Origin of the sequence: Maribacter litoralis (assembly GCF_902506355.1) — a bacterium.
GTDB classification, from domain to species: Bacteria; Bacteroidota; Bacteroidia; order Flavobacteriales; family Flavobacteriaceae; genus Maribacter; species Maribacter litoralis.
Window position 1 is genome coordinate 2,867,237 of the sequence record NZ_LR733271.1, and the last position, 26,185, is coordinate 2,893,421.

Genomic DNA, 26,185 nt, shown 5'->3' on the forward strand with positions numbered 1-26,185 from the left:
AGGTATGAAGCTTCCTTCTAGATTTCTATTTGTTGTGCTTCTGTTTATGATACTTTCTTGTGATGTTAAAAAGGAAAAGCAATCTTTGGAGGTGAAAATTGCTTTCATTGCAGATGCACACTTTCAAGACATTTACGCGCATTTTGAAGATGCAAATTACAAAGGCATTGAAAACCCCGAAACGGGCGACTTTGTAAATATAAGAACCATGAGTGCACAATTGCAGTCTACCAGAATATTCAATGAAAACTATTTTGCCTTTATTGAAGCTTTAGATGATATTGTAGCCAAGGGTATAAAATTTGTAGCCTTGCCCGGTGATTTTAGTGATGATGGTCAACCTATTCATGTAAGGGGATTGCGTAAGATTCTGAAACAATATGCCGACGATTACGGAATTTTATTTTTTGCTACCACAGGTAATCATGATCCGGTGAAGCCATTTGCACATGATGCAGGTAAGACCGATTTTTTGGGTGTTGGTGGTAAAGAACAGATGATAACCAGTGTAACTAATAATAGTAATGATTCAGTTGCAGGGCAACTTATGCCAATAATTACCAATGGAATAAAGAAGTGGGGATACAAAGATATTCTAAATGAAATGTCTGCATTTGGATTTTATCCGCAGAAGGAATATGTGTATTGGGAAACTCCTTTTTCTACTTATTCTTATGCTGATTATACTTTAGATGAAGCGAAAAAGGCTTCCGTTTTAGAAAATAGAACCTATTTTATTGATAAGTATAACCAACACCCAGACGCTAGTTATTTAGTGGAACCTATTGACGGTGTTTGGCTTATGGCAATTGATGCCAATGTTTATTTGCCTAAAAAAGAGTTGACGAATATAACTGAAAACGCCAATAATTTTGAAGGGGCAAGTGTTGGCTATAATAATGTGCTTTTACAAAAACGGCATTTAATTGATTGGGTGAAAAGGGTGTCGGATAAAGCCAAAAATTTGAATAAGGTTTTAATCGCCTTTAGCCATTACCCTCTGGTAGATTTCAATGATGGTGCATCTAATGAAATGATGCAGTTTTTTGGAAGTAACAAAATGCAGCTACATCGGGTGCCAAAAGAAGAAGTGGCCGAAGTTTTTTCTGATGCCGGTATTCAAGTTCATTTTGGGGGTCATATGCATATCAATGATACTGGTGTGTACAAAAGTGCAAAGGGAAATTCATTATTTAATATACAAACACCTTCGCTTGCTGCATACGCACCGGCATATAAAGTGTTGACCATACAAACTAAAACTAACTTTGATATTGAAACAGTAGTTATTGAGAAAGCTAAAAATTTTAAAACCTTGTTTTCATTATATGAGCAAGAACATGATTATTTAAAAAGTATTACTGCAACTCATATTTGGAACAAAGACATACTATCTTCTGAAAATTATAGAAAGTTTACAAAGTGGCATTTAAAAGAATTGGTCAGGTTGAGATTTTTGCCAGATGATTGGTCGCAAGAATTTGTGGACGACTTTATACAAAAAACAGGAGAAGAGCTTTTATTAGAACAGTTAGAGCAACAAGAAATAAACAGTGCTGTATTGGATAGTGTTAATCTAATGAAAGCAGATTTTAAAACTTGGACAGGTTTTGATATGGTTTATGATTTTTATAGATTAAGAAGTGCAGATGAATTGGCTTTTACAGATATTGGTGATGCTCGCTTACAACAATATAAAGTGCTATGTAACCAAATGCTTACATCTAAAAAAGAGGCTTATCGTAATTGGGCAATAATATTAGATAAAAGCTTAAATGGCAAACCCGCTGATCATTTTAAAATTGATTTAATTGAAGGGTCGATAGAAAGAGTGTTACCTTGAGAATTGAAAAATTGTATTTTCAAGACCTTTGAACTTAAACAATCAAACTAATTAACTGAATCATTAAATAGCTTACATGCGACAATTTTTATGCATAATTATAAGTGTTATTTTGCTAGTTGCAAGTGTAACTGCACAAGACATAAAATTTGAGCATTATAATGATGATAGTGGCTTGTCTCATAATGCCGTTAGGCACATTGTACAAGATAAACATGGGTTTTTATGGCTAGGCACCTTCGCCGGTTTAAACAGGTTTGATGGCTATGAATTTAAATCTTACTTAAGTTCTAGCGATACAACTAATCTGCATAATGATGATATTACAGCGTTAGTTCTAGATGAAGAATTAAATAATTTATGGATCGGTACAAGAGACGGACTTTCATTATACAATACAGATACGCACACTTTCAACACCTATTTGCCAGATGAGAATAATAAACAAAGTCTTCCCGAAGGGGAAATAAGGTCTGTTTTTGTAGATAAGTTTAAGAGAGTTTGGGTAGGTACAAAGAATAGTGGGCTCTATATATTAAACGTAGAAAGCGGCAACTTTAAAAAGGTTGAAATTGCAAATTTTAACTATATAAAAGCTATTGTTGAAGATAAAAATGGTGATATATGGATCGGTAGTTATGAATCTGGCGGTGTTGCCAAATTAATTCTTGATGCTGAAGGTGAAATCTCCCAAAAACTAATTTATACGCTTTCAATTCCAAATTCAACTGAAAAGAATCCGTATTTAAATTTCATCTACGAAGATGCAAAATCAGATATTTTTATAGGTACTAGAGAGGGCCTTTATAAGTTGAACAAAACTTCTAATGAATTTTTAAATCTAGAAATTGAGGATACAGAAATTAAGGATGGTCTGGGGCCTTATTTTCTTTCGGTTACCCAAGCAGATGATGGCAAGTATTGGGTAGGTACTTTAGGCGGACTTTTAGTTTGCAATCAATTAGAAGATATTCAAAAAGGTGATTATAAGTGGTATTATTCAGTACTTACAGATGATACCTCTTTGGTAGATAACCAGGTGTCGGCGTTGTTCTTTGATTCGTCTGGTGTGTTGTGGATCGGTACTGAAGATGGTTTGGATAAGTACGATCCGTTTGAGAATCAATTTAATAGTAATAAGGATATCTCTTTACATATAGATAATCAAGTTCCTAGAATTAGAGGTTTTAGTAAAACTTATGATGATAAAGTTATTGTGGCTACTAGACACAACGGACTTTTTATATCAAATGAAGATGCTTTTTCACCTCTTTATAACAACCAAAAAGATATCGCCAGTATTTATTCTATAGATGGCGTTACATTTTATTGTGGTCTATGGAATGGTAAACTACTGGTATATAATTATAGGGAAAATTCCTCTAAAGTAATTTCGGTGGGATTTGAACAGTCACCAATTTTTGCTTTTGAAACCTTTTCTGAAAATCAACTTTTAATAGGATCTTTTGGTGAAGGGGTAATGATTTTAAATACAACAAGCCTTAAGAATGAAACTGAAACAGACCAGTTTTTAAAAGGATATCAAATAAATGAAATTGTAAAGCAAAATGATTCTAGTATTTGGTTTGCTACGGAGACAGGTGTGGTGAATTATCTTAAGGATAAAAATGTTTTTGAATACTATTCATCAACTTCAACACCAGATATTGGACTGCCTCATGATAATGTAAGCGATATCATGTTCGATAATGAAGGGCGTTTATGGGCTGCAACAAGAAAAGGTCTTAGTCTATTTGATTTTGATATTAAAAGGTTTAAGCCTCTGCAGGAACCAGCAGAACTTAGTGATAAGTGGATAACAGATATGCTTACCTACGCTAATGGTGATATCTGGTTTAATATGAACAGTAACAATGTTGCCAGATTAAAATCCGATTTAAAAAGTCATAACGTTTACGACGTTGAAAGTGGCAATAGATTAGATGTTTTCAGTTCCAGTGGTTTTTACAATTTCAATGATTCAAATATATTTTTAGGGGGTAAAAACGGTATCATATATTTTTCGCCTCACGCCATTAGCGAAAATAAAATTGCTAAAACCCCTATGATTACTGAGTTTAAAATTCAGAATGAGGAAATTGAACCAGGGGTTGAGATTAACGGTCAAGTTCCATTGATAAAAGATATAAATGATACTAAGAATATCACTTTAGAATATAAAAACAGAAATTTTTCGCTTCAGTTCTCGGCTCCTTCTTATGTAAAGGAAAAGCTGAATAGGTTTGAGTATATGTTAGAGGGTTTTGATGAAGATTGGATTTCAACAACCAGTAATTCACGAACGGTACAGTACACAAATTTATTTCCTGGTGATTATACCTTTAAAATAAAATCAAGTAATAGCGACGGTTTTTGGAGCGATGTAAATGCTTATTATATCACCATAAAACCTCCTTTTTGGTTAACCTATCAAGCATTATTCTTATTTCTTGCCCTTTTAATTTTGATTATATACTTCATTAGAAAAGAAATGAAGAATAGACTTCGGTTGAAGCAAGAATTGGTTACTGAAAAAGTAAATAGAGAGCGCGATATTAAACTAAATAACGAAAAACTTCGCTTTTTTACCAATATATCACATGAGTTAAGAACGCCTTTGACATTGATCTTGGGACCAGCAAAACAGCTTTTGGAAGAAAGTAATGATAATAGTAGCGAATATCAGAAAAGCAGGTTCAATTTAATTCATCAAAATGCCAGTAGACTTTTAAACTTGGTAAATCAAGTTTTAGATTTTAGAAAGGCACAAACTGGGGAGCTTAAGCTAAAGGTGTCCAAAACAGATATATTATTGTTCACCACCAATACATTCGATTCCTTCAAGGAGTTTGCCTTTAACAAGCAAATTGATTTAAATATTATCAGTGAAGTGGAAAATTTATTTGGCTGGATAGACCGAGACAAGTTCGATAAGATTTTATATAATTTATTGTCTAATGCCATTAAGTTTACCAACAAATATGGTCATGTAGATCTTTTTGTTAAGCTTAAGGAAAACGATAAAAATACGTTGGTTATTGAAGTAAGTGATGATGGTATAGGTATACCCCTTAAAAGTCAAGAAAAGATTTTTACCAGGTTTTATCAGGCTACAAATAGTAAAGAAAACAATACAGGTTCGGGTATTGGTCTATCACTTGTAAAATCTTTGGTTGAATTACATAAAGGTACTATAGTCGTTAAAAGTAAACCTAATGAGGGAAGTACGTTTACAGTTGAAATTCCTATAGACCGAGAAAGCTATACCAAGAAAGAAGTATTTGAATTTATTTCAAATAAAGAGGTAAATGAGCCAGAAATATTTGTTCCTGCAAAAAGAAAGACTACAAATACAGAGATCAAGGATAAAGTTTTGGTCATTGAAGATAATATTGAACTAAGAAAATATCTTATTGACTACTTGTCTGCCTACTATAAGGTTTATGAGGCAGAAAATGGAAAAGAAGGTTTACAGCTTTGTAGAAAAATTAAACCCATGTTATGTGTTGCAGATGTAATGATGCCAGTAATGGACGGACTCGAATTTTGCAACGAACTAAAGAACGATGAATTTATAAGCCATATACCGGTTATTCTTCTAACAGCTTTATCTGAAAATGAAGATAAAGTCAAAGGTTATGATGTTGGTGCAGATTCATATCTAGTTAAGCCTTTTGATCCTTCGTTATTAAAATCGGTTATTGTAAATACCATTAAAACCCGTTTAGAACTTAAGGCAAAATTTTCAGATGAGGTAGAAAGTGAAGTGGGTTTACTTACGCATTCACCAATAGACAGAGAACTTATGGATCAAGTCACCAATATCATAGAAGAGCATATTGATGATGTTGATTTGTCCACTAATTATTTATGTCAAGAATTAGGTATGAGCTCTTCAAAGTTATACCGAAAAATAAAGGAACTTACCGATCTGGCACCTAATGAATTTATACGCACAATTAGACTTAAGAAATCTGCCAAATTACTTAAAACAAAAAAATATAACGTGTCTGAAGTTACCGATTTAGTTGGGTTTAATGATCCACTATATTTTAGTAGGTGTTTTAAGAAGCAATTTGGTTTTCCTCCTAGTAAATTATTGAAATAGAATAGTTTATGTTGTTGTAGTTAGCTGTTAAATCCATATTTATGGTTGTTTTATCCATCAAATTATAATATATATACTATAAATTGCATGTAGATAGTTCAACTGTCAAAACAACAACAAATCAACTTATTCAAAACTTTAATATCGACTTTTATGAAAAAAGCGTTGAACAACAATCAAAATCATCCTATGGATAACATTGATGATTGGGAAGATAATTTATTGGAGAGATACCCTGATCCAGAAGAGCCAACAAAAGAAAAAGAAGAGTTTAGAAATTATGTGGACTCAGAAAGGTTAGATACGGTCAAAGAATTTTATAAAATAAATCACGAATTTCAAACGTATGACTTTGTAGTTGAAAAGGAAAAGGAATTTCTACAATTCGATAAGAGAGAAATGTCTATTTGGGAAGCCGTTGATTTTCTAAATACATTGGTAGACGATAGTGACCCGGATATTGATTTAGATCAATTACAACATTTATTGCAGACTTCTGAGGCTATAAGGGCCGACGGTCATCCAGATTGGTTTGTGCTTACAGGTTTTATTCATGATCTAGGAAAAATTCTCTGCCTATTCGGTGAGCCTCAATGGGCTGTTGTAGGCGATACCTTCCCTGTTGGCTGTGCCTTTTCCGATAAAATCGTATATCCGGAATTTTTTAGCGCAAATCCTGATGCCACAGACAGTAGATATAATACCAAATATGGTATCTACGAGCCAAATTGCGGATTGGACAACGTGAAAATGAGCTGGGGACATGATGAATATCTATACCAAATAATGAAAGATTATTTGCCCGAACCTGCGCTATATATGATTAGATATCATTCTTTTTATTCGCAACATAGAGAAAATGATTATACACATTTAATGACGGCAAAAGACATTGAAATGTTCGAGTGGGTCAAGAAATTCAACCCTTATGATCTATACTCTAAAGCTCCAGTACCGCCAGATGCGAAAAAATTACTTCCATATTATAAAAAACTGGTAGCGAAATACTTACCTGAAAAGTTGAGTTTTTAATTTTTATTTGAGTTTGGCAATGCTCTAGCATTTTTACTAGGGCATTTTTTTTGCCTTCATCTATTTATTAAACCAACTAACGATATGTATACAGCTATTACATTTATTGCTTTTACCGCTTTTGTGGCACTTTACTCATGGTATAAACTGAGAAAAGAAGAACTGGATTCAAAAGACGGTTATTTTCTTGGTGGAAGAAGTTTAACGGGCGTTGTTATTGCCGGGTCAATGTTGTTGACGAACATTTCAACCGAACATTTAATAGGTATGAACGGCTCGTCTTACAAAAACGGATTTATAATTATTGCCTGGGAAGTTACTTCGGCTTTGGCATTGGTAGTTGCCGCAATCTATTTTGTGCCAAAGTATTTAAAAATGGGGCTTACCACAATACCTGAGTATCTAGAAACTAGGTTTGACAGTACTACCAGAACGTTGGTAGCATTATTTTTAATGGTATCATTTGTAGTAACGTTATTACCAATTGTACTTTATACCGGAGCCATAAATATTGAGAGTATATTTAATATTTCTGAAGTTCTAGATGTTACCAAAGAAGAAGGTCTTTGGGTGACAGTAGTTTGTATTGGGGTTTTAGGATCTGTTTATGCCATATTTGGAGGTTTAAAAGCTGTAGCTATTTCAGATACGATTAACGGGTATGGATTATTGATCGGTGGTTTGGCAATACCTATAATTGCACTGGTAGGTATTGGTGATGGCAATCCTTTTGAAGGTTTGTCTAAAGTGTTTAACCACAGTCCAGAAAAATTTAATGTCATTGGGGCTAAGGATTCCGTTTTGCCATTTGAAGTACTTTTTACGGGTTTGATCATTAATCAATTATATTTCTGGAGTATGAATCAAACAATTATTCAACGTGCATTAGGTGCGAAGAATTTGGTTGAAGCGCAAAAAGGACTGCTATATACAGGAGTCTTAAAAATTCTGGTACCGATAATAATAATTTTGCCAGGGGTAATTGCCTTCTATTATTTTGGAGATTCCATGTATGATAATCAAGATATGATTTATCCCGAATTAGTAAAAAAAGTATTGCCCATTGGTTTTGTCGGGGTATTTGCAGCCATAATTATGGGTGCTGTACTAAGTACTTTTAATAGTGTTTTAAATAGTGCTGCCACCATATTTAGTATAGATGTTTTTAAAAGACATTTTGGTAAAAATGCAAGCGATAAAAAGTTGGTGAGAATAGGCAAATTGACATCAACAATACTTGCGGTATTTGCCATTTTGGTAGCGCCAATGGTAGCCAATGCTCCAGACGGTCTTTATCAGTTGTTACAGCAGCTCAATGGTATTTTCTTTATACCCATAGCATCAATAATGTTGGCAGGGTTCTTTTTAAAAAAGATATCGGCCATGGCAGCTAAAGTAGCCTTGCTCATAGGTTTGTTATTCTATATTTTGACAACCTTTATATTTAAAGTAGACATTCACTTTGTGCATATATGGGGAATAGAATTTGTATTGAACATGTTGGTAATGTTTGCAGTTTCTTATTTCTACCCGAACAAGAAAGCTATTAAAGAAGAAGCACATGATTTTGTAGAGATGAAAGAATGGAAGTACACAAAACCGATGGCAATAATTTTGTGTATTATTACAATTGTAATTTATGTGCTATTGGGCACAAATTAAGACTTTGCTATGGGTAAATTATGGGTAAAAGGCTTTGGTGTATTCTTTATTTTAGCCCTGCTTTCTTGTAAAGAGAATACCAACAAAAAAGAAATTGCAAAAATTCTTCCGGTAGATTCGTTATTGCAAATTCGGTATCAGAAGATTTTAGATTACCCTGTAGATTCTGTGACTATACCAAGAAGTTTTGACCCCAAGATAAATAAGATATTTAAAGTAGCACCTAAAGATTGGACGAGCGGATTTTACCCAGGTAACCTTTGGCAGTTATACAAGTTAACAGAAAATGAAGCTTTTAAGTCAAAAGCAAGAGATGTAACAGCTTATATTGAAAAAGAAAAGTTCAATGATGGTACCCATGATATGGGCTTTAAAATATATAGCAGTTTTGGTGAGGGGTTTGAAGTTACCAAAAGTGAACATTATGAAAATGTGATTATCGAGAGTGCAGGTACGTTGGCAACCAGATTTAACGAAACGGTAGGCAGTATACGTTCATGGGACTTTAATAAAGATATTTGGGAGTATCCGGTCATTATAGATAACATGATGAACCTAGAGCTTTTATTTGAGGCTACTAAAATATCGGGAGATAGTGCTTTTCATAAAATTGCTGTACAACATGCCAATACAACCCTAATAAATCATTTTAGGGATGATAACAGTAGTTTTCATGTAATAGTGTATGATACTGTCTCTGGTAATGTAATTGATAAAGTTACGCACCAAGGCTATAATGATAGTTCTTCATGGGCTAGAGGACAGGCTTGGGGTATTTACGGGTTTACTATGTGTTATAGATATACTAACAACCCCGTTTATTTGGAACAAGCGGAAAAATCTGCTGAATTTTATTTGAAACACAAAAACTTGCCAAATGATGGAATTCCTTTTTGGGATTTTGATGATCCAAGCTTACCCAATGCGCTAAAAGATGTTTCTGCTGCTACTGTCGTAGCTTCAGCATTGGTTGAATTAGCATCTTTTACGAACAAGAGTTTGTATTCTGATTATTCAAAGCTTGTATTGAGAACGTTAAAGAGCAATGAATATATTTTATCGCCTGGAATAGAAGCTCCTTTTATTTTAAAACATAGTACTGGCAATTGGCCTAAAAAGGATGAGATGGATGTGTCAATTAACTATGCAGACTTCTATTTTTTAGAATTGATGCTAAGGTTAGAAAATAGCACGCATAAAAAAACCCCATAATTATATGGGGTTTTTGTTGTGACCTCGACAGGATTCAAACCTGTAACCTTCTGAGCCGTAATCAGATGCGCTATTCAGTTGCGCCACGAGGCCATTTTTAATTTTTCCTTAGCGGGGTGCAAATATATTTCTTTTTACTTTTACCACAAAATTAAGAACACAATATTAAATGGATTTTAAAAGCTTTATTAGAGATGTGCCTAATTTTCCAAAGGAAGGAGTCATTTTTAAGGATATAACCCTCTTGTTGCAAAACCCAGAAATGCTGAAACAAACTGCCGAGGCATTAGCGCAATTACTGAACGATCAAAAGATTGATAAAGTGGTCGGTATGGAGAGTAGGGGTTTTATTTTTGGTCCTATATTGGCAAGCAAGTTAAATGCAGGTTTTGTGCCTATTCGTAAGCCCGGTAAATTACCATATACAACCTTAAGTGAAACTTATGATTTGGAATACGGTACCGATACTTTAGAAATTCATATAGATAGTATTACTAAAGGAGACCGAGTATTAATTCATGATGATGTGCTGGCAACAGGTGGTACGGCAAGTGCAGCTTGCAAATTGGTAGAAAAACTAGGTGGTACTATTGTACAGTGTAACTTTTTAATAGAATTATCTTTTCTTGAAGGCGTTTCTAAAATAGCAGATTATCAGGTGAAATCTTTATTGACCTATTAATCGAGTGCTTTAGTGGTTATAAAATAGCGCCATCCTATTATAGCCATTTGTAGCTTACTTGCTTTAGAAAGGTCTAATTGTTTTTTACTGTATGAAGGTAATAGTGCTTTGTTAAGCTTGGCGATAAATTTGTAGAACTTCTTTTTCAATGTATTGATTTTTACAAAAATACATAATTATCAAAGGTATTGTTCATGTCGCCCTATGGTAATGGAAAAAGAATTAAATCTTACCCAATTAAAGAACCAAGGTTGTTATTAAACTGAAAATGAAAACAATTATAAGTTTAATTAAGGCTATCATAAATGTGGTTTTAGTTGTTGTTATTGATTGTTCACACAAGGTATTATAGTCTACATGTTCAGGCAAGAAATTTGTGTTATTTTATTGTAATTGACTATGAATTTATAAGTAAAATGATGAATTCAATTTAAATAAGAAATTTGTACTCTATAAAGTTGTTTTAATTTGTAGTTAAAAATGTGTATTCGATTCTTAAGTGAAGGAATTCAAGGGGTATTTTAATTGAAAATACAATTTTGTAGAAGACAAATGGTCTAATATCGTAAGTTTTGTTCATTTTCGTCATTTAAAGCAAAATCCGAAGTAGATATTACTTCGGATTTCATTCGTAAACAGGAACTATTTTGGATATTATTTTTTCAAAGTAATTTCAATAACTCCGTTTTTACCTTCGTCGCCATATTTAGCTTTAGCGCTTTCACCTTTTAATACATTCATGGATTCAATTGTACTTGAATCTAAATTAGAAACTGCTTTTGAATCCCATTTTTTACCGTCTACATAAAATAACGGCTCTTTGTCCTCGTCATTTGTTGTAAACTTAAAGTCTTTTTCCGTCTCTTTAGAAATTTTGAAATCGTAATCTCCAGATGATGAGGTTGCTATCGATATCTGTTCTTTGTTGTTTTTGAGACCGGTTTTAGAAGAGGAGACTTTATGTTTTACATCTGCATTGTTTATGGAAATACTATTTTGTTTAGTATCTAAAAATATATAGATGTTATCAATGGTATCGTTATCCGAAGCTGAATTAAAACGGCTACTTACTTCGCCTTTACTTTTACTTCCTCCAGTTATTTCCAATGAAATATTCTGTATTTCCATCTTTTTATTTCTAACAGTGGTATATGAAAAATCAAAATTTTCTTTGGCTAAATCTTTTTTAATTTTTATTAGTTCGGCATCTGTGGTGTTTTTATCTATTAGAATTTCAATAGTATTTTTTGATAGGGTAGTACCCTTCGCTACATAAGTTTTGTTGGTATTGAAGCTAATAAGAAACAATGCTAATAATGGAACTATTAATAAGCTTTTAAACAGATTTACTTTTTTTGACTTTTGTTGATTGATCATAACTATTCGTTTTTTGATTAATGAATTAAAAAATGGATTAATGATTGATAAATTTTGTTGGCCAGTTGCCTGTTTTAGTAATACATATTGGTATTCTTTTTTATTTTGTTTAATCTCTTTATTGTCTGTATCTGCTAGAAATTCAAGATTTTGTTTTATAGCCGTTCTATAGCGCCATGCTGCGGGATTAAACCATTGTAGTGCTGTAAAAATCTCCATTAAAAGTACATCGTATGAATGTTTTTGTAGTACGTGTACTTCTTCATGTGAAATAATGGTATCTAACTCTTTTTGACTATGTAATTTAGGGTTATATATGATTGTTGAAAAGAATGAAAATGGAGTTACTTTGTCTGTGGTGATAACATATTTAAAACCTGCATCATCTTTACGGATTGCGGATTTAATGATTCTTTTTAATGTAATTAGTTGGAATAGAAATCTGGTCAGAAAAAAACTTGCTCCCAAAACATAGAAAGCTAGTATAATGGTAAATGGAGATATAGTATCAAAACCGTCCTGTTCATTTAGTAAATCAATACTATTTGCGTTACCAGAAATATCTTGAGTAGGAAGCTCTACAGTGTTTGTAATATAAATTAAGGGCAAGAACACAGCGCTTAATAAACCTAACAGTAGAAAGAACCTATTGAATTTAAAAAATGTTTCCTTTCTTAATAGTAGGTAGTAAATAATGTAAAAAAGACTTAAAACAAAGCTGGACTTTAGTAGGTAATAGCAAAAATCTTCCATTTATTTTCCGTTTTCAATGAGGTTGATTATTTCCTTCAATTCATCCACAGATATTTTTTCTTCTTTGGCAAAAAAAGAAACTATATTTTTATAAGAATTGTCAAAGTACCCCACCATTTCCTTATTTACGTAGGCTTTATAATAATCCTCTTTTTTTATAAGTGGAAAGTATTGATGTGTTTTTCCATAAGCTGTAAAGCCTACAAATTTCTTGTCTTCTAAATTTCTTACTATGGTAGAAAGTGTATTGTAGTGCGGTTTGTTTTCCGTTATTTCTTCCATAATGTCTTTGACAAACGCTTTTTTTAAGCGCCAGAGAATTTTCATGATTTCTTCCTCTTTGTTCGTAAGTTTTTCCATATTCAAAATGTTGACACATCTAATATAAACTATTTTTGTAGTTATAAAACTATAAAAATAGTTATTTAACGAAATTTTTAGTTTTCATTAGATGTCAAATATCATATGTCCGCAAAAATGTTCTATCTATATTTGTTAAAATTTTTTACATGCAAGATTTTTTATTCATTGTTGGCGGACTAGCTTTATTGATAGCAGGTGGAAACTGGTTATTGAAAGCTGCGGTCGATTTATCATTGAAACTTAAGATTCCAAAAATAGTAATAGGTATGACCGTTGTATCTTTTGCAACATCGGCACCAGAACTAATTGTTAGTGTAAATGCTGCATTAGATGGTTTTCCAGATTTGGCCTTAGGTAATGTGGTGGGTTCTAATATTGCAAATTTAGGTTTGGTACTTGCTGTTACTATATTATTGAGTCCTATAGAAGTGAGTAAGAGTTTTTATACTACGGATTGGCCGGTAATGATGCTTGCTTCATTACTTTTTTTCTTCTTTATATATTTTGATGGAGTGCTTCAGCAATATGAAGGTATTGTAATGGTGGTATTTTTATTTCTTTTCTTGGTGTATTTGCTGCGTTTTCAAAAGCCAGCGGTGGTGGATCCTGAAGACGAGCCAGATGTTATGATGCCAACGTATAAGACAGCCCTATATTTAGGCCTAGGTGGTACGGCGCTATGGGGAGGTTCTGAGCTGTTAATAAACGGAGCGGTTGGTCTTGCTACTTTATTTGGAGTAAGTGAGCGTGTAATTGCAATAACCATTGTTTCGGTAGGTACTAGTATACCCGAGTTAGCGGCATCGATTATTGCTATATTAAAGAAAGAAAAAGCAATCTCTTTAGGAAATTTAATTGGTTCCAATATTTTTAATCTTTTAGCGGTATTAGGTATTACTTCTATAATTACTCCTATTTCTGTGATGGATGAAGGGCTTTTAACAAATGATATCTTTTGGATGTTAGGTATTTCCTTTCTTATTCTCCCCTTGGTTTTTATACCTAAAGGATTACGATTAGGTTGGAGAGATGGTACAATTCTTGTAGGAGTTTACTTAACTTTTGTCTATGCAACTATCTCCTAAATGAATGTTAGCCAAATAAAAAAAAAGGTCACTACGATAATAATATTACTATTTGTAAGCATTCAAGGTATTAGTTCTCAAGACCTGGAATATTTATATGGTAAAGTGGTTGATGTTGAAACTGGTGAGCCGGTTATCTTTGCAAACATTCATTTAAAAAATAGGAATATGGGTGTGATTTCTAATTTTGATGGAGGTTTTAGAATTCCATTGAGCTATAGGCTATTGGGTGATATTTTGGTTTTTTCTTCGATGGGTTATGAAAGTGAAGAACGCATTATCGACGAATTTTTAAAGGATAGTATTGTTATCGTTAAATTACATCCAGCAACTTTTCAATTATCAGAGGTCGATGTTTCTGCATCTAAAGTCTCGAAGGCTGAGTTGTCTCCAGAGGAAATAGTTTCGAAATCCATATCATTAATTACCTCTAATTATCCTATTAAACCTTATTCTCAAATTGGCTATTATCGAGATTATCAAAAAGATAAGAATGAATATATAAATCTAAATGAGGCAATAATAGAAGTAGTTGACCAAGGTTTTAAAGCTATAGATTCAACTACCTCGAAGGTTATTATTTATGACTATTTAAAAAATGAAGATTTTAGAAGAGATACTTTTGCTTTAAAACCATATGATTATAATTTAAGGGAAGGTGGTAAGGTAATTGATAATGCTTATTTGGACAGTTATGGAGGCAATGAATTTGTTATTCTAAACGTACATAATGCTATTAGAAATTATAAAATTAGCAGCTACTCATTTATTTACATATTAGAGACTGATTTATTGAGTGAACATTCTTTTAAAAAAATAGAAGATACTTTTCTAGATGGTGTTTATTTATACACCATTGAATTCACTAAAAAAATATCTAATTATACTGCTATTGGTAAATTGTATATTGATAAAAATAATTTTTCAATTTATAAACTAGAGTATGTCGTATACGATAATAACAGTAAAAATAACTTAAATATTCCTGATAAAAATGGCTCAATAAAACAAATAATTTTTGAAGTTATTACGGAGTATCGCATGAAGGGAAATAAAATGTATTTGAGTTTTATATCCTTAAATAATCAATTTAGGGTGATGGTGCCGCCAAAATTTAATGTAGAATTTGTAGATTTTAACTTCAATGCAGAAAGATTAGAAAAGGAAAAGGTTGAGTATAATGGTGATAGTTTTGTTTTGACATTTAATAGAGATCTTAATGGAATTAAAACCAATAATTTATGGAAAAAGGATATTCTGTTCAAAGGTCAGTCTATAAAAATAAATCGTGCTGTTATTATCGGTAATCAAATGGTTCTATATCCTGCTTTGAACAAAGTAAAATTCAAAAAATTCTTTGAAGAGTTTAATGCCGAGAAAGAAAATTTTATGCGTAATCTGGTGGAGTTTAATTTACCTGAATTAAGAGATATTGATGATAATAAGGTTGGTATGTGGTCTACCAAATATTATAATCAATTCAGGGAATATTTTATTCAAGAACATAATTTAAATCCTCGTTTCATTGATTCAAAATTATTAATGGATAAAAAGAAACCCATTTTTGAAAATCAATCTATGAGTAGACCGTACGATGGTAAGGATTACTGGATGAATACACCTTTCCAAAACAGCGTTAAATATTGAATAAATATAAAAACGCCCTGGAAAAAATCCAAGGCGTTTTTAATATAATCTACAATTAATTTGGTATTATACTTTAGCAGATTTAACCGTTTTAACGATAACACCTGCGATCTTGTAAGGATCACCGTTAGAAGCTGGTCTTCTATCTTCCAACCATCCTTTCCAACCGCTTTCAACAGTTGCGATAGGAATACGTATAGATGCACCTCTATCAGAAATACCGAAGCTGAAATCTGTAATAGCAGCAGTTTCGTGATCACCTGTTAATCGCTGGTCGTTAAACTCTCCGTAAACAGCAATATGTTCTTTGACCACCGGTCTAAATGCCTCACATATTTTTTCATAAGTTGCTTGGTCTCCACAAGTTCTTAACGTAGTGTTAGAGAAGTTTGCGTGCATACCAGAACCGTTCCAATCCATGTCTTTTCCTAATGGTTTTGGGTGGTATTCAATATAGTATCCGTAAGATTCAGTAAGTCTGTCCAATAAGTAACGAGCTACCCATAATTCGTCACCAGCTAATTTTGCGCCTTTAGCGAATAATTGAAACTCCCATTGTCCACAAGCAACTTCTTGGTTAATACCTTCAAAGTTAAGACCTGCAGCAATACATAAATCAGCATGCTCTTCTACAATGTGTCTACCGTGAGTGTTTTTACCACCAACAGAACAGTAGTACATACCTTGTGGTGCTGGGTAACCACCTCTTGGGAAACCTAAAGGTAATTCAGTAGCCGTATCCATAATGAAATACTCTTGCTCGAAACCGAACCAGAAATCATTATCATCATCATCAATAGAAGCTCTACCATTAGATTCGTGCGGAGTACCGTCTGCATTAAGTACTTCAGTCATTACTAAATATCCATCCTTTCTTGCAGGATCCGGAAAAATAGCAACTGGTTTAAGCAAACAGTCAGAAGAACCACCTTCGGCCTGGCGTGTTGAACTTCCATCAAAAGACCACATTGGGCAATCTTCTAATTTACCACCAAAGTCATTAACCACTTTGGTCTTGCTTCTCATGTTTTGGGTTGGAAAATATCCATCTAACCAGATGTATTCTAATTTTGTTTTGCTCATAATGTGCTCGTTATAATTTAAAATAAGTTACCAACAAAAATATGTTTTTTATCAATCTGTATGAATTTTTAAGGGGGTAAATCTGTAAAAATTAAATTTATTTCTATACACCCCTAATTTTTGTCGGGTATTTTATCATATTTATATTTATAGAGTGTAATTTTGTCAAATTAATAATGAATTTAGATATGATGACATCGAGATTTAAGGCAATTGCAGAAAGTCAAAATAGAAATACTATTGCTATAGAAGAGAAGGGTAGAAGGTCAGACTTGTTCGGTATCAATGTGTTCAACGAAAAAAAGATGCTGCAATACCTTACCAAAGATGCCTTTGAAGGATTAAAAGGGGCTATGGATTCCGGTTCCAAAATAGATAGAAAAATAGCCGATCAAGTAGCGGAGGCAATTAAGGGTTGGGCCATTACAATGGGGGCTACTCATTATACACACTGGTTTCAACCTTTAACGGGTTCTACGGCCGAGAAACATGATGCTTTTTTTGACCTTATGCCAGATGGTACGGCCTTAGAGAAATTTGGAGGCGGCCAATTGGTTCAACAGGAACCAGATGCTTCTAGCTTTCCAAGTGGTGGAATTAGAAATACATTTGAAGCAAGGGGCTATACCGCTTGGGATCCATCTTCTCCTGCCTTTATTTATGGTACTACATTGTGTATACCTACTATTTTTGTTTCTTATACTGGTGAAGCTTTAGATAATAAAGCGCCATTATTAAGAGCTTTGGGGGCGGTAGACGAAGCGGCAACCGCAGTTGCTAAGTATTTTGATAAAACCGTTACAAAGGTCAATGCAACATTGGGTTGGGAACAGGAGTACTTTTTAATAGATAAAGCTCTTGCACATTCTAGACCCGATATTATGATGACCGGTCGCACTTTGGTAGGGGAAACTCCTGCAAAAGGCCAGCAATTAGATGATCATTATTTTGGTGTTATACCTAGTCGTGTATTGAGTTTTATGAGCGATTTGGAACAGGAATGTACAAAATTGGGTATACCGGTAAAGACTAGGCATAATGAAGTTGCGCCAAATCAGTTTGAATTGGCACCGGTATTTGAAGAAGCGAACTTAGCAATTGACCACAACCTTCTTCTTATGGATGTGATGGATAAAATAGCCGATAAGCACCATTTTAAAGTGCTGTTCCATGAAAAGCCGTTTGCTGGGATCAATGGGTCTGGTAAGCATAATAATTGGTCATTGCAGACCAATACTGGTGTTAATCTGCTGAGTCCTGGTTCTACACCAATGAAGAACCTGCAATTTTTAACCTTCTTTATCAATACGATTAAAGCCGTTGATACTTATGAGGAACTTTTAAGGTCGTCTATTGCATCTGCCAGCAATGATCATAGGCTGGGTGCCAATGAAGCGCCACCTGCTATTTTTTCAATATTTGTAGGTTCACAGCTTAGTAATGTCTTAGATGAGTTAGAAGGGGTATCTAAAGGTAAATTATCTCCCGAGGAAAAAACGGAACTTAAGTTGAATGTAGTAGGTAAAATTCCAGAAATTTTAATGGATAATACCGATCGTAACAGAACTTCTCCTTTTGCATTCACCGGAAATAAGTTTGAAATGCGTGGCGTTGGGTCTAAAACAAATTGTGCCAAACCCATGACCATTTTAAATACAATAGTTGCAAAGCAATTAAGGGATTTTAAAAAGGAAGTAGATGCGCTTGTCGACAAGAAAAACCTTAAAAAAGATGAAGCTGTTTTTAATGTGCTTCGTGAATATATAAAAACATCTAAACGAATTCGTTTTGATGGTGATGGCTATAGTATTGATTGGGAAAATGAGGCTAAAAGAAGAAAATTAAGCAATAATAAAAATACTCCCGAAGCTCTTGAGGTGTTGACCTCAAAAGATAGTCTTGCCCTTTTTGGCTCTATGAACGTAATGAGCGAGGTAGAGGTTAACGCCCGCCATGAAGTGGATCTTGAAAATTACATTATGCACGTACAAATAGAAGGTAGGGTGTATAATGAGTTGGTCTACGGTTTTATTGTGCCGGCCGCATTGGAATATCAAAATAAGCTGATAAAAAATGTATCGGGATTAAAAGAAATTTATGGAGCTGCCCATAAAAAATTCTCCGAAGGGCAATTGACCATGATAGAAGAAATTGCAGAGCATGTAGTAAGCATCAAGAAAATGGTGGACGCTATGGCAGATGCTAGAAGAAAGGCTAACGCATTAAAAGATACCAAAAAGAAGGCTCAGGCATATTGCTATAATGTAAAACCCTATTTTTCAGACATTAGAACCCATAGTGATAAATTGGAAAAATTGATGGATAATAACATATGGCCGTTAACCAAGTATAGAGAATTGCTATTTATAGAGTAAGTCTTATTCATAATTTTTAAAAATGAGGGAATATTAAGCTGAACAGAGGTTACAGTTTTAATGATTCCCTTATTTTTGCCACAAATTTATATTATGTCTACATCAAGCAGCGAAAGATATCAGCAACGTGGGGTCTCTGCCTCTAAAGAGGACGTACACAACGCGATTAAAAATATTGACAAAGGTCTTTTTCCTAAGGCTTTTTGTAAAATAGTACCTGATCATTTAACGGGAGATGAAGACTATTGCTTGATCATGCATGCAGATGGTGCCGGTACCAAGTCTTCTTTGGCATATATGTATTGGAAAGAAACAGGAGATATTTCTGTCTGGAAAGGTATAGCTCAAGATGCGTTGATTATGAATATAGATGATTTGATATGTGTTGGTGCTACAGATAATATTATGCTTTCATCAACTATAGGTAGAAATAAAAATAAAATTCCGGGTGAAGTTCTTTCTGCAATTATTAACGGAACGGAGGAGTTAATCGGTGATTTAGCTGAATTTGGTATTACCATACATTCTACAGGAGGCGAAACTGCCGATGTGGGCGATTTGGTTAGAACCATTATTGTTGATTCAACGGTTACTGCTAGACTTAAAAGAAGTGATGTTGTTGATAATGCCAATATTAAGGCAGGCGATGTAATTGTTGGGCTAGAATCTTTCGGTCAGGCAAATTATGAAATAGAATATAATGGCGGTATGGGGAGTAACGGACTTACTTCTGCTAGACATGATGTTTTTTCAAATTACTTAGCTGAAAAATTTCCTGAGAGTTTTGATGCCGAAGTACCTGAAGATTTGGTGTATTCCGGTGATGTTAAATTGACAGATGCTGTTGAGAACTCTCCCATCGATGCCGGTAAATTAGTTTTATCACCTACGCGAACATACGCACCAATTGTCAAAAAGATACTTTCAAAATATAGTGCGGATCAAATACACGGAATGATTCACTGTAGTGGTGGGGCGCAGACCAAGATTCTTCATTTTGTAGATGATCTTCATGTAATTAAGGATAATTTATTTGATGTGCCACCGCTCTTTCAATTAATTCAAGAACAGTCTGGTACAGACTGGAAAGAGATGTACAAGGTGTTCAATTGTGGGCATAGATTAGAATTATACCTTCCGGAAGAGATTGCAAACGATATCATTGAGGTTTCTAAAAGTTTTGGGGTAAATGCACAGATTGTTGGTAGGGTAGAGGCATCAGATTCAAAAAAACTGACAATTTCAAGCAAGTACGGCACCTTTGTGTATTAGCACATACGATTAGCGCAAATAAATCGTTCTTTTTGTATAAACCTATCTTGCTATGGAAAGAAAAGAATTTTTAAGAACCCTGGGCGCGGGTGCTGCATTTGCTATAACGTTTCCTTGTTTGGGCAGTTGTTCTAAAGACAATGAAGTTGAGGGAGATATTGTTGCGCAACCTACAGATGTAGATTTTACTATTGATCTTACTTCTGATGAAGCTTCCAATCTAGCTGAAAATGGCGGATTTATTTTAAAGAACCTGGTAGTCGTTGTTAGAAATTTAGAAGGTGAATTTGTTGCCGCTACTCAAATATGTAGCCACGAGCAGTACGACCAAGTAAGGTTTATAGATCAAGAAGGTGGTATTTTTTATTGCGATGTGCATGGTTCTAAGTTTTCACAAACGGGCTCGCCATTAAATGAAATTCCTAATAGCACATCAAAAGCATTAAAAATATATAATACCTCACTTGAAGGTGATATTCTACGTGTCTTTGAATAATCTATTAAACTACCCTATTTAAACCAATATCTCCAACCTAACTTATTATTCTTTAATGATTAACATGACCCCCAAGTAGAGAAAGTAAGTGAAACATATTTGTGCTTTATTAATAGTTTTGATGACCTGCTTTACGTACGGTCAAGATAAAAAGTACGTTACGGTAAAAAAGTCGTACGAAGTTATGGGCGGCGATTTCGATATTACTGTAATTTCCGTTGATGAGGAGCTGGGGTATATTTACATACAAGAGGCTTTGGCAGAAGTTCAAAGAATAGAAAAACTTATTTCATCTTGGGATGCGGAATCTGAAACTAGTTTGATTAATAAAAATGCAGGTATCAAACCTGTTCCGGTAAGTTGGGAACTTTTTAAATTAATAGAGAGATCCATACAAATCTCTGAGATTACAAATGGGGCTTTTGATATCACTTTTACGCCCTTAAATGATTTATGGAAGTTAGATGGTTCTATGGAGTCCATGCCAACAACTGCAAACGTAAAGGCTAGACAGGCTAGAATAGGATACAGGAATATTGTTTTAAATGGTAAAGACCAAACCGTATTTCTACGTAAGAAGGGAATGCGAATCTCCTTTGGAGGTATAGGCAAAGGTTTTGCTGCAGATAAGGCAAAGGCCTTATTGGTGTCAAAAGACGTTAAAGCCGGTATTATCAATTTAGATGGCGATATTACTAGCTGGGGTACAAAAGTAACCGGTGATAAATGGTTGATAGGGGTGGTAAATCCCGATTTAAAAGGAGGTATTGCCTCATGGATTCCTATTCTTGAGTCTTCTGTTGCAACTACATCTAGTGATGGAAACTTTATTATGTCAGGTAATAAGAAATATACCCATATTCTTAATCCGAAAACAGGATTTCCTGCTACTGGTATCAATAGTGTTTCGGTATTTGCAAAAAGTGCTGAATTATCAGATGCTTTAGCAACTTCTATTTTTGTAATGGGGCTAGATGCTGGTCTGGCGCTTATTAATCAACTTGGGGATACAGAGGTAATTATAGTTGATAGTGCCAATAAAATGTATAAGAGCAATGGCATTCTGCTCAACTGAGTAAAATACATTCAAAGAACTACATTCTTTATTTTATTTCTAAGGTCGATAATCACTTTAGCGTGTCCGTAATTTTATTGTAAATTTGCCGTACAAGTGAAGTAAGCATATGATAGATAAATTAAACATAGTAAAACAACGGTTTGATGAGGTTTCAGACCTTATTATCCAACCTAACATAATATCTGACCAAGATAAATATGTAAAGCTTACTAAAGAATATAAAGACCTTAAAGATTTAATGGATAAGCGAGATGAATATCTAGAGCTTACCAATAATATTGCCGAAGCTGAGGAAATTATTGCCGATGGCAGTGATGAAGAAATGCTGGAAATGGCGAAGATGCAGATGGAAGAGGCTAAGGGTTCGCTTCCAAAGCTAGAAGAGGAAATCAAATTGATGTTGATTCCAAAAGATCCTGAAGATGCAAAGGATGTGGTAGTTGAGATCAGAGCTGGAACGGGTGGTGATGAAGCCAGTATTTTTGCAGGTGACCTTTTTAGAATGTATACCAAATATTGCGAAGGCAGAGGATGGAAAACCAATGTGATCGATCTTAGTGAAGGTACTAGTGGCGGATATAAAGAAATACAATTTGAAGTATCGGGTACCGATGTATATGGAACCTTAAAGTTCGAAGCTGGTGTTCATCGTGTGCAAAGAGTACCACAGACCGAAACCCAAGGTAGGGTACATACAAGTGCCGCAACGGTTATGGTTTTACCGGAAGCTGAAGATTTTGATGTACAAATAGACCCTAAAGATGTTCGTATAGATTTTTTCTGTTCGTCTGGTCCTGGTGGGCAATCTGTAAACACTACATATTCTGCAGTACGTTTAACGCATATTCCAACAGGCTTGGTTGCGCAGTGCCAAGATCAGAAGTCTCAACATAAAAATAAGGACAAAGCATTTAGAGTACTTCGTTCTAGATTGTATGATCTGGAATTGGCGAAGAAACAAGAAGAAGATGCTGCCAAACGAAACTCTCAAGTGAGCAGTGGTGACCGTTCTGCAAAAATTAGAACGTATAACTATCCACAAGGTAGGGTAACCGATCATCGTATAGGTCTTACTTTATATGACTTATCTAATATAATTGATGGGGATATCCAGAAGATAATCGATGAGTTGAGTTTTGTTGAAAATACCGAAAAATTGAGGGAAGCCTCCGAGATATTTTAATATATGACTACCCAAGAATTGGTTGCCCAAATACATAAAAAACAATCGTTTTTATGTATAGGCTTGGATACGGACTTAGAAAAAATTCCTGCTTTTTTATTGGAGGAAGAAGATTCCATTTTTGAGTTTAATAAAGCAATTATAGATGCCACACACGATTTATGTGTGGCATATAAACCCAATATAGCCTTTTATGAAGCATATGGCGTACAAGGGTGGTCTGCATTGCGCAAAACAATTAAATACTTAAATAAGAACTATCCTGAAATTTTCACCATTGCTGATGCCAAACGTGGTGATATTGGGAATACTTCAACCAGATATGCCAAGGCATTTTTTGAGGATTTAAATTTTGATTCCATCACAATTGCCCCGTATATGGGAAAAGATTCCGTTGAACCATTTTTGCAGTTCAAGGATAAACATACTATTTTACTTGCCTTAACTTCTAATGAAGGAGCTTTTGATTTTCAAACCAAAAAAATCGATAATAAAGAGTTGTATAAAGAAGTATTGTCTGTCTCTACGACCTACAAAGGCTCTGAAAATTTAATGTACGTGGTTGGTGCCACTAAAGCAGAGTATCTTAAAGAAATTCGAGAAATAGTACCAAACAGCTTTTTGTTGGTGCCTGGTGTAGGCGCACAAGGTGGTAGCTTGGTAGATGTTTGCGAATATGGTATGACAAAAGATATCGGACTACTTATAAATTCCTCGCGCGGAATTATCTATGCGTCTGACCAGGAGGATTTTGCAGATACCGCTAGAGAAAAGGCAAAAGAATTACAAGAAGCGATGAAAAAAGAATTAGATAAACTAAACTAAGTCTTCTAAAGTTTTTTTGATTTTCTGTGCTTTCGATTCAAAAAATTCGCCCAATTGCGTATTTGATTGAATGGTGGATGCTTTCTCTAAAAACATTTGATATTGATACTCCAACAGGCTTATCATGTCTGTATTTGCTTCTAAAGGTGTTACTGTTCCTACTTTACAATATTGCTTTTCCATAATCCTGGTTTTAGTTTCTTACAAATATACGTTCAGATTCAGGTTTTGGATGTGTGTATGTGCAGCGGTACACCTAATTTATAGGTAATATGTCTTTTTTTTAACAAATACCGCTAGAATAATTTAATTGAATGGGCATACTTGCTGAATTTTTATATTCTTGAACAGATTGTGAATAAGAATATATACATTGTACATTACAACTTATTTTAAATGATAACCTGTGCTCCACTACATAACTTACCATCATAAAACCGCTACTGAGTGGGTTACATTTGTACACGGTGCAGGTGGTAGTTCATCTATATGGTATAAGCAGATACGAGAATTTAAAAAGCATTTTAATGTTTTACTGTTAGATTTAAGAGGGCATGGTAATTCTAAACCTAGTTTAAAGAATGTATTCGATGAAAAGTATACGTTTAATGTTATAACCAATGATATTGTTGAGGTAATTGATTTTGAGAATATTCAGAAATCTCATTTTATAGGAATTTCATTGGGTACTATTTTGATAAGAAATTTAGCGGAGAATCACCCTGAACGCGTAAAAAGTATGGTGATGGGCGGTGCTATAATGAAATTGAACTTAAGGTCTCAGATTTTAATGAAACTAGGTATCATTTTTAAAACGATTATACCTTACTTATGGCTGTATAAGTTCTTTGCAATTATCATTATGCCCAATAAGAATCATAGGGAATCTAGATTGCTTTTTGTTCGTGAAGCAAAAAAGTTATATCAAAAAGAATTTATTAGATGGTTTAAGCTGACGTCGGAGATAAATCCGTTGTTGCGATTTTTTCGGTCGGCAGACATCAATATCCCCACATTATACGTAATGGGAGAAGAAGATTATTTGTTTTTGCCAAGTATTCGCAAAATAGTAGACTTACATAAAAGTTCACAATTGGTAGTGGTTGAAAATTGTGGTCATGTGGTAAATGTTGAACAGCCCAGATATTTCAACGAAAAAGTAATAGATTATTTATGCGGGCAACGCTCAATTTAGTTTTTTAACTAGTGTACTCGTCATTGCTGTGCTTACAAGAGTATAAAATAAAAAAAACCGATGCTCCCACCGGTTTTTACTAACTAACTAACTCAAAAAATAACTAACTCAAAAAATTGAAAATGAATGCTTTAATACTGTTCTGTTAAGTTTTAACGCATAACTTTTTAAGTTATTGTAGCTCAGTATAAAAAACTACTTTTTATCTTGAAGAGCGAATACTTTTTTAAGTACATCTGTAGTTCTTGAAGAAAATTGTGTTCTAATTTGTTCCTCTTCTACAGCGATCATTTTATATACACCAGATAATGCTTCTTGCGTAACATAATCCGTTAAATCAGGATTAATATTGTTGGTCAATGGTATAGCGTTGTATTTGGTGATTATGGAACTCCAAATTTTATCGGCTCCTACTTTTTTGAAAGAATCACTAATTACAGGGTTGAATTTGGCATATAATTCAGTATTCGTTTTGGTTTCTAAATAGGTTGTTGCAGCATCATTATCTCCTAGAAGAATATTTTTAGCGTCTGCAAAAGACATATCCTTTACGGCATTTACGAAAATAGGGGTAGCTTCGGACACTGCATCTTCAGCGGCACGATTTAACACCTTTAAGCCTTCATCTGCTAAACTGCCTAAACCAATATCTCGTAAGGTTTTATCTACCTTTTGTAAATCTTCGGGCAGTAAAATTTTAACCAATTCGTTTTTATAGAATCCGTCAGTTGCGGTTAATTTGCTTACTTGCTTTTCTATCCCTTGGTCTAAAGCTTCTTTTAAGCCATTGGCAATGGTTTCGTTGCTAAGTACGGTATCTGTAGATGTTGGTAGTTGATTTACAACTTGCTGTAATTCATTACACGATACTGCTAATAGCATGCAAAGTGCCAAACTGATTTTTTTAATCATTA

General features: G+C 34.0%; 21 protein-coding genes and 1 tRNA gene. 15 read left to right on the forward strand and 7 right to left on the reverse strand.

The genetic code is table 11. The annotated features are described in order from the left end of the window. The first annotated feature begins 4 nt into the window (after window positions 1-4). From EXIGUO8A_RS12055 to EXIGUO8A_RS12075, 5 genes are all read left to right on the forward strand, one after another. Complete coding sequence (locus tag EXIGUO8A_RS12055) at window positions 5-1,843, forward strand: metallophosphoesterase (RefSeq protein WP_159303315.1); 1,839 nt, start codon at window positions 5-7, stop codon at window positions 1,841-1,843. A 76-nt stretch (window positions 1,844-1,919) separates the two neighbouring features. Further along, window positions 1,920-5,951, forward strand: a complete 4,032-nt coding sequence (locus tag EXIGUO8A_RS12060) for a hybrid sensor histidine kinase/response regulator transcription factor (RefSeq protein WP_159303316.1) — start codon at window positions 1,920-1,922, stop codon at window positions 5,949-5,951. Window positions 5,952-6,104: 153 nt separating this feature from the next. Beyond that, entirely contained in the window at window positions 6,105-6,983 is an 879-nt protein-coding gene (locus EXIGUO8A_RS12065) for an inositol oxygenase family protein (RefSeq protein WP_159303317.1), read from the forward strand. 84 nt (window positions 6,984-7,067) lie between these two features. Then, on the forward strand, window positions 7,068-8,645 hold the full coding sequence (locus tag EXIGUO8A_RS12070) for a solute:sodium symporter family transporter (RefSeq protein ID WP_159303318.1): 1,578 nt from the start codon (window positions 7,068-7,070) through the stop codon (window positions 8,643-8,645). A gap of 9 nt (window positions 8,646-8,654) precedes the next feature. Continuing rightward, a complete protein-coding gene (locus tag EXIGUO8A_RS12075; RefSeq protein ID WP_159303319.1) occupies window positions 8,655-9,857 on the forward strand; it encodes a glycoside hydrolase family 88 protein in 1,203 nt (400 codons plus the stop codon). Between the two features lie 19 nt (window positions 9,858-9,876). Here the strand turns inward: EXIGUO8A_RS12075 and EXIGUO8A_RS12080 are convergent. Next, a tRNA-Arg gene (locus EXIGUO8A_RS12080) sits at window positions 9,877-9,950 on the reverse strand. A gap of 76 nt (window positions 9,951-10,026) precedes the next feature. On the opposite strand from EXIGUO8A_RS12080, the gene EXIGUO8A_RS12085 reads away from it, so the two are divergent. Beyond that, complete coding sequence (locus EXIGUO8A_RS12085; protein ID WP_159303320.1) at window positions 10,027-10,539, forward strand: adenine phosphoribosyltransferase; 513 nt, start codon at window positions 10,027-10,029, stop codon at window positions 10,537-10,539. Here EXIGUO8A_RS12085 and EXIGUO8A_RS18805 read toward each other — a convergent pair. From EXIGUO8A_RS18805 to EXIGUO8A_RS12095, 3 genes are all read right to left on the reverse strand, one after another. After that, window positions 10,536-10,688, reverse strand: a complete 153-nt coding sequence (locus EXIGUO8A_RS18805) for an SsrA-binding protein (RefSeq protein ID WP_116770691.1) — start codon at window positions 10,686-10,688, stop codon at window positions 10,536-10,538. The two genes, EXIGUO8A_RS12085 and EXIGUO8A_RS18805, sit on opposite strands and share 4 nt — an antisense overlap. A gap of 505 nt (window positions 10,689-11,193) precedes the next feature. Further along, entirely contained in the window at window positions 11,194-12,525 is a 1,332-nt protein-coding gene (locus tag EXIGUO8A_RS12090; protein ID WP_159303321.1) for a M56 family metallopeptidase, read from the reverse strand. Window positions 12,526-12,669: 144 nt separating this feature from the next. Then, the gene (locus EXIGUO8A_RS12095; RefSeq protein ID WP_159303322.1) at window positions 12,670-13,029 is read right to left on the reverse strand and encodes a BlaI/MecI/CopY family transcriptional regulator; all 360 of its coding nucleotides are present in this window, start codon (window positions 13,027-13,029) and stop codon (window positions 12,670-12,672) included. A gap of 149 nt (window positions 13,030-13,178) precedes the next feature. Here EXIGUO8A_RS12095 and EXIGUO8A_RS12100 point away from each other — a divergent pair, with 149 nt between their 5' ends. Both EXIGUO8A_RS12100 and EXIGUO8A_RS12105 read left to right on the forward strand, forming a co-directional pair. Further along, window positions 13,179-14,117 carry a calcium/sodium antiporter gene (locus EXIGUO8A_RS12100; protein ID WP_159303323.1) on the forward strand — a complete coding sequence of 313 codons (939 nt, stop codon included), beginning with the start codon at window positions 13,179-13,181 and terminating at the stop codon, window positions 14,115-14,117. Then, window positions 14,118-15,764, forward strand: coding sequence for a carboxypeptidase-like regulatory domain-containing protein (locus EXIGUO8A_RS12105; protein WP_159303324.1), 1,647 nt, complete (start codon window positions 14,118-14,120; stop codon window positions 15,762-15,764). Between the two features lie 66 nt (window positions 15,765-15,830). Here the strand turns inward: EXIGUO8A_RS12105 and EXIGUO8A_RS12110 are convergent, their stop codons facing one another. Continuing rightward, window positions 15,831-16,847 (reverse strand): glutamine synthetase beta-grasp domain-containing protein, encoded by a 1,017-nt coding sequence (locus tag EXIGUO8A_RS12110; RefSeq protein ID WP_116770694.1) that lies wholly within the window; start codon window positions 16,845-16,847, stop codon window positions 15,831-15,833. Between the two features lie 188 nt (window positions 16,848-17,035). Between EXIGUO8A_RS12110 and EXIGUO8A_RS12115 the strand changes: the two genes are divergently transcribed. From EXIGUO8A_RS12115 to pyrF, 6 genes are all read left to right on the forward strand, one after another. Continuing rightward, window positions 17,036-19,222 carry a glutamine synthetase III family protein gene (locus EXIGUO8A_RS12115; protein WP_159303325.1) on the forward strand — a complete coding sequence of 729 codons (2,187 nt, stop codon included), beginning with the start codon at window positions 17,036-17,038 and terminating at the stop codon, window positions 19,220-19,222. A 93-nt stretch (window positions 19,223-19,315) separates the two neighbouring features. Then, window positions 19,316-20,494 carry an AIR synthase related protein gene (locus tag EXIGUO8A_RS12120; RefSeq protein ID WP_159303326.1) on the forward strand — a complete coding sequence of 393 codons (1,179 nt, stop codon included), beginning with the start codon at window positions 19,316-19,318 and terminating at the stop codon, window positions 20,492-20,494. Between the two features lie 52 nt (window positions 20,495-20,546). After that, window positions 20,547-20,990 (forward strand): QcrA and Rieske domain-containing protein, encoded by a 444-nt coding sequence (locus EXIGUO8A_RS12125; RefSeq protein ID WP_116770696.1) that lies wholly within the window; start codon window positions 20,547-20,549, stop codon window positions 20,988-20,990. A 121-nt stretch (window positions 20,991-21,111) separates the two neighbouring features. Beyond that, complete coding sequence (locus tag EXIGUO8A_RS12130; RefSeq protein WP_159303327.1) at window positions 21,112-22,065, forward strand: FAD:protein FMN transferase; 954 nt, start codon at window positions 21,112-21,114, stop codon at window positions 22,063-22,065. Window positions 22,066-22,174: 109 nt separating this feature from the next. Next, a complete protein-coding gene (gene prfA / locus EXIGUO8A_RS12135; protein WP_116770698.1) occupies window positions 22,175-23,251 on the forward strand; it encodes a peptide chain release factor 1 in 1,077 nt (358 codons plus the stop codon). Between the two features lie 3 nt (window positions 23,252-23,254). Next, on the forward strand, window positions 23,255-24,076 hold the full coding sequence (gene pyrF, locus EXIGUO8A_RS12140; protein ID WP_159303328.1) for an orotidine-5'-phosphate decarboxylase: 822 nt from the start codon (window positions 23,255-23,257) through the stop codon (window positions 24,074-24,076). Here pyrF and EXIGUO8A_RS12145 read toward each other — a convergent pair. Next, window positions 24,068-24,259, reverse strand: coding sequence for a hypothetical protein (locus EXIGUO8A_RS12145; RefSeq protein WP_116770700.1), 192 nt, complete (start codon window positions 24,257-24,259; stop codon window positions 24,068-24,070). The two genes, pyrF and EXIGUO8A_RS12145, sit on opposite strands and share 9 nt — an antisense overlap. 223 nt (window positions 24,260-24,482) lie before the next feature. Between EXIGUO8A_RS12145 and EXIGUO8A_RS12150 the strand changes: the two genes are divergently transcribed. After that, window positions 24,483-25,271: an alpha/beta fold hydrolase gene (locus tag EXIGUO8A_RS12150; RefSeq protein WP_159303329.1), complete on the forward strand. Its 789-nt coding sequence runs from the start codon at window positions 24,483-24,485 to the stop codon at window positions 25,269-25,271. A 195-nt stretch (window positions 25,272-25,466) separates the two neighbouring features. Here EXIGUO8A_RS12150 and EXIGUO8A_RS12155 read toward each other — a convergent pair whose 3' ends face one another. Continuing rightward, window positions 25,467-26,183: a DUF4197 domain-containing protein gene (locus EXIGUO8A_RS12155; protein WP_159303330.1), complete on the reverse strand. Its 717-nt coding sequence runs from the start codon at window positions 26,181-26,183 to the stop codon at window positions 25,467-25,469. Between the last annotated feature and the right edge of the window lie 2 nt (window positions 26,184-26,185).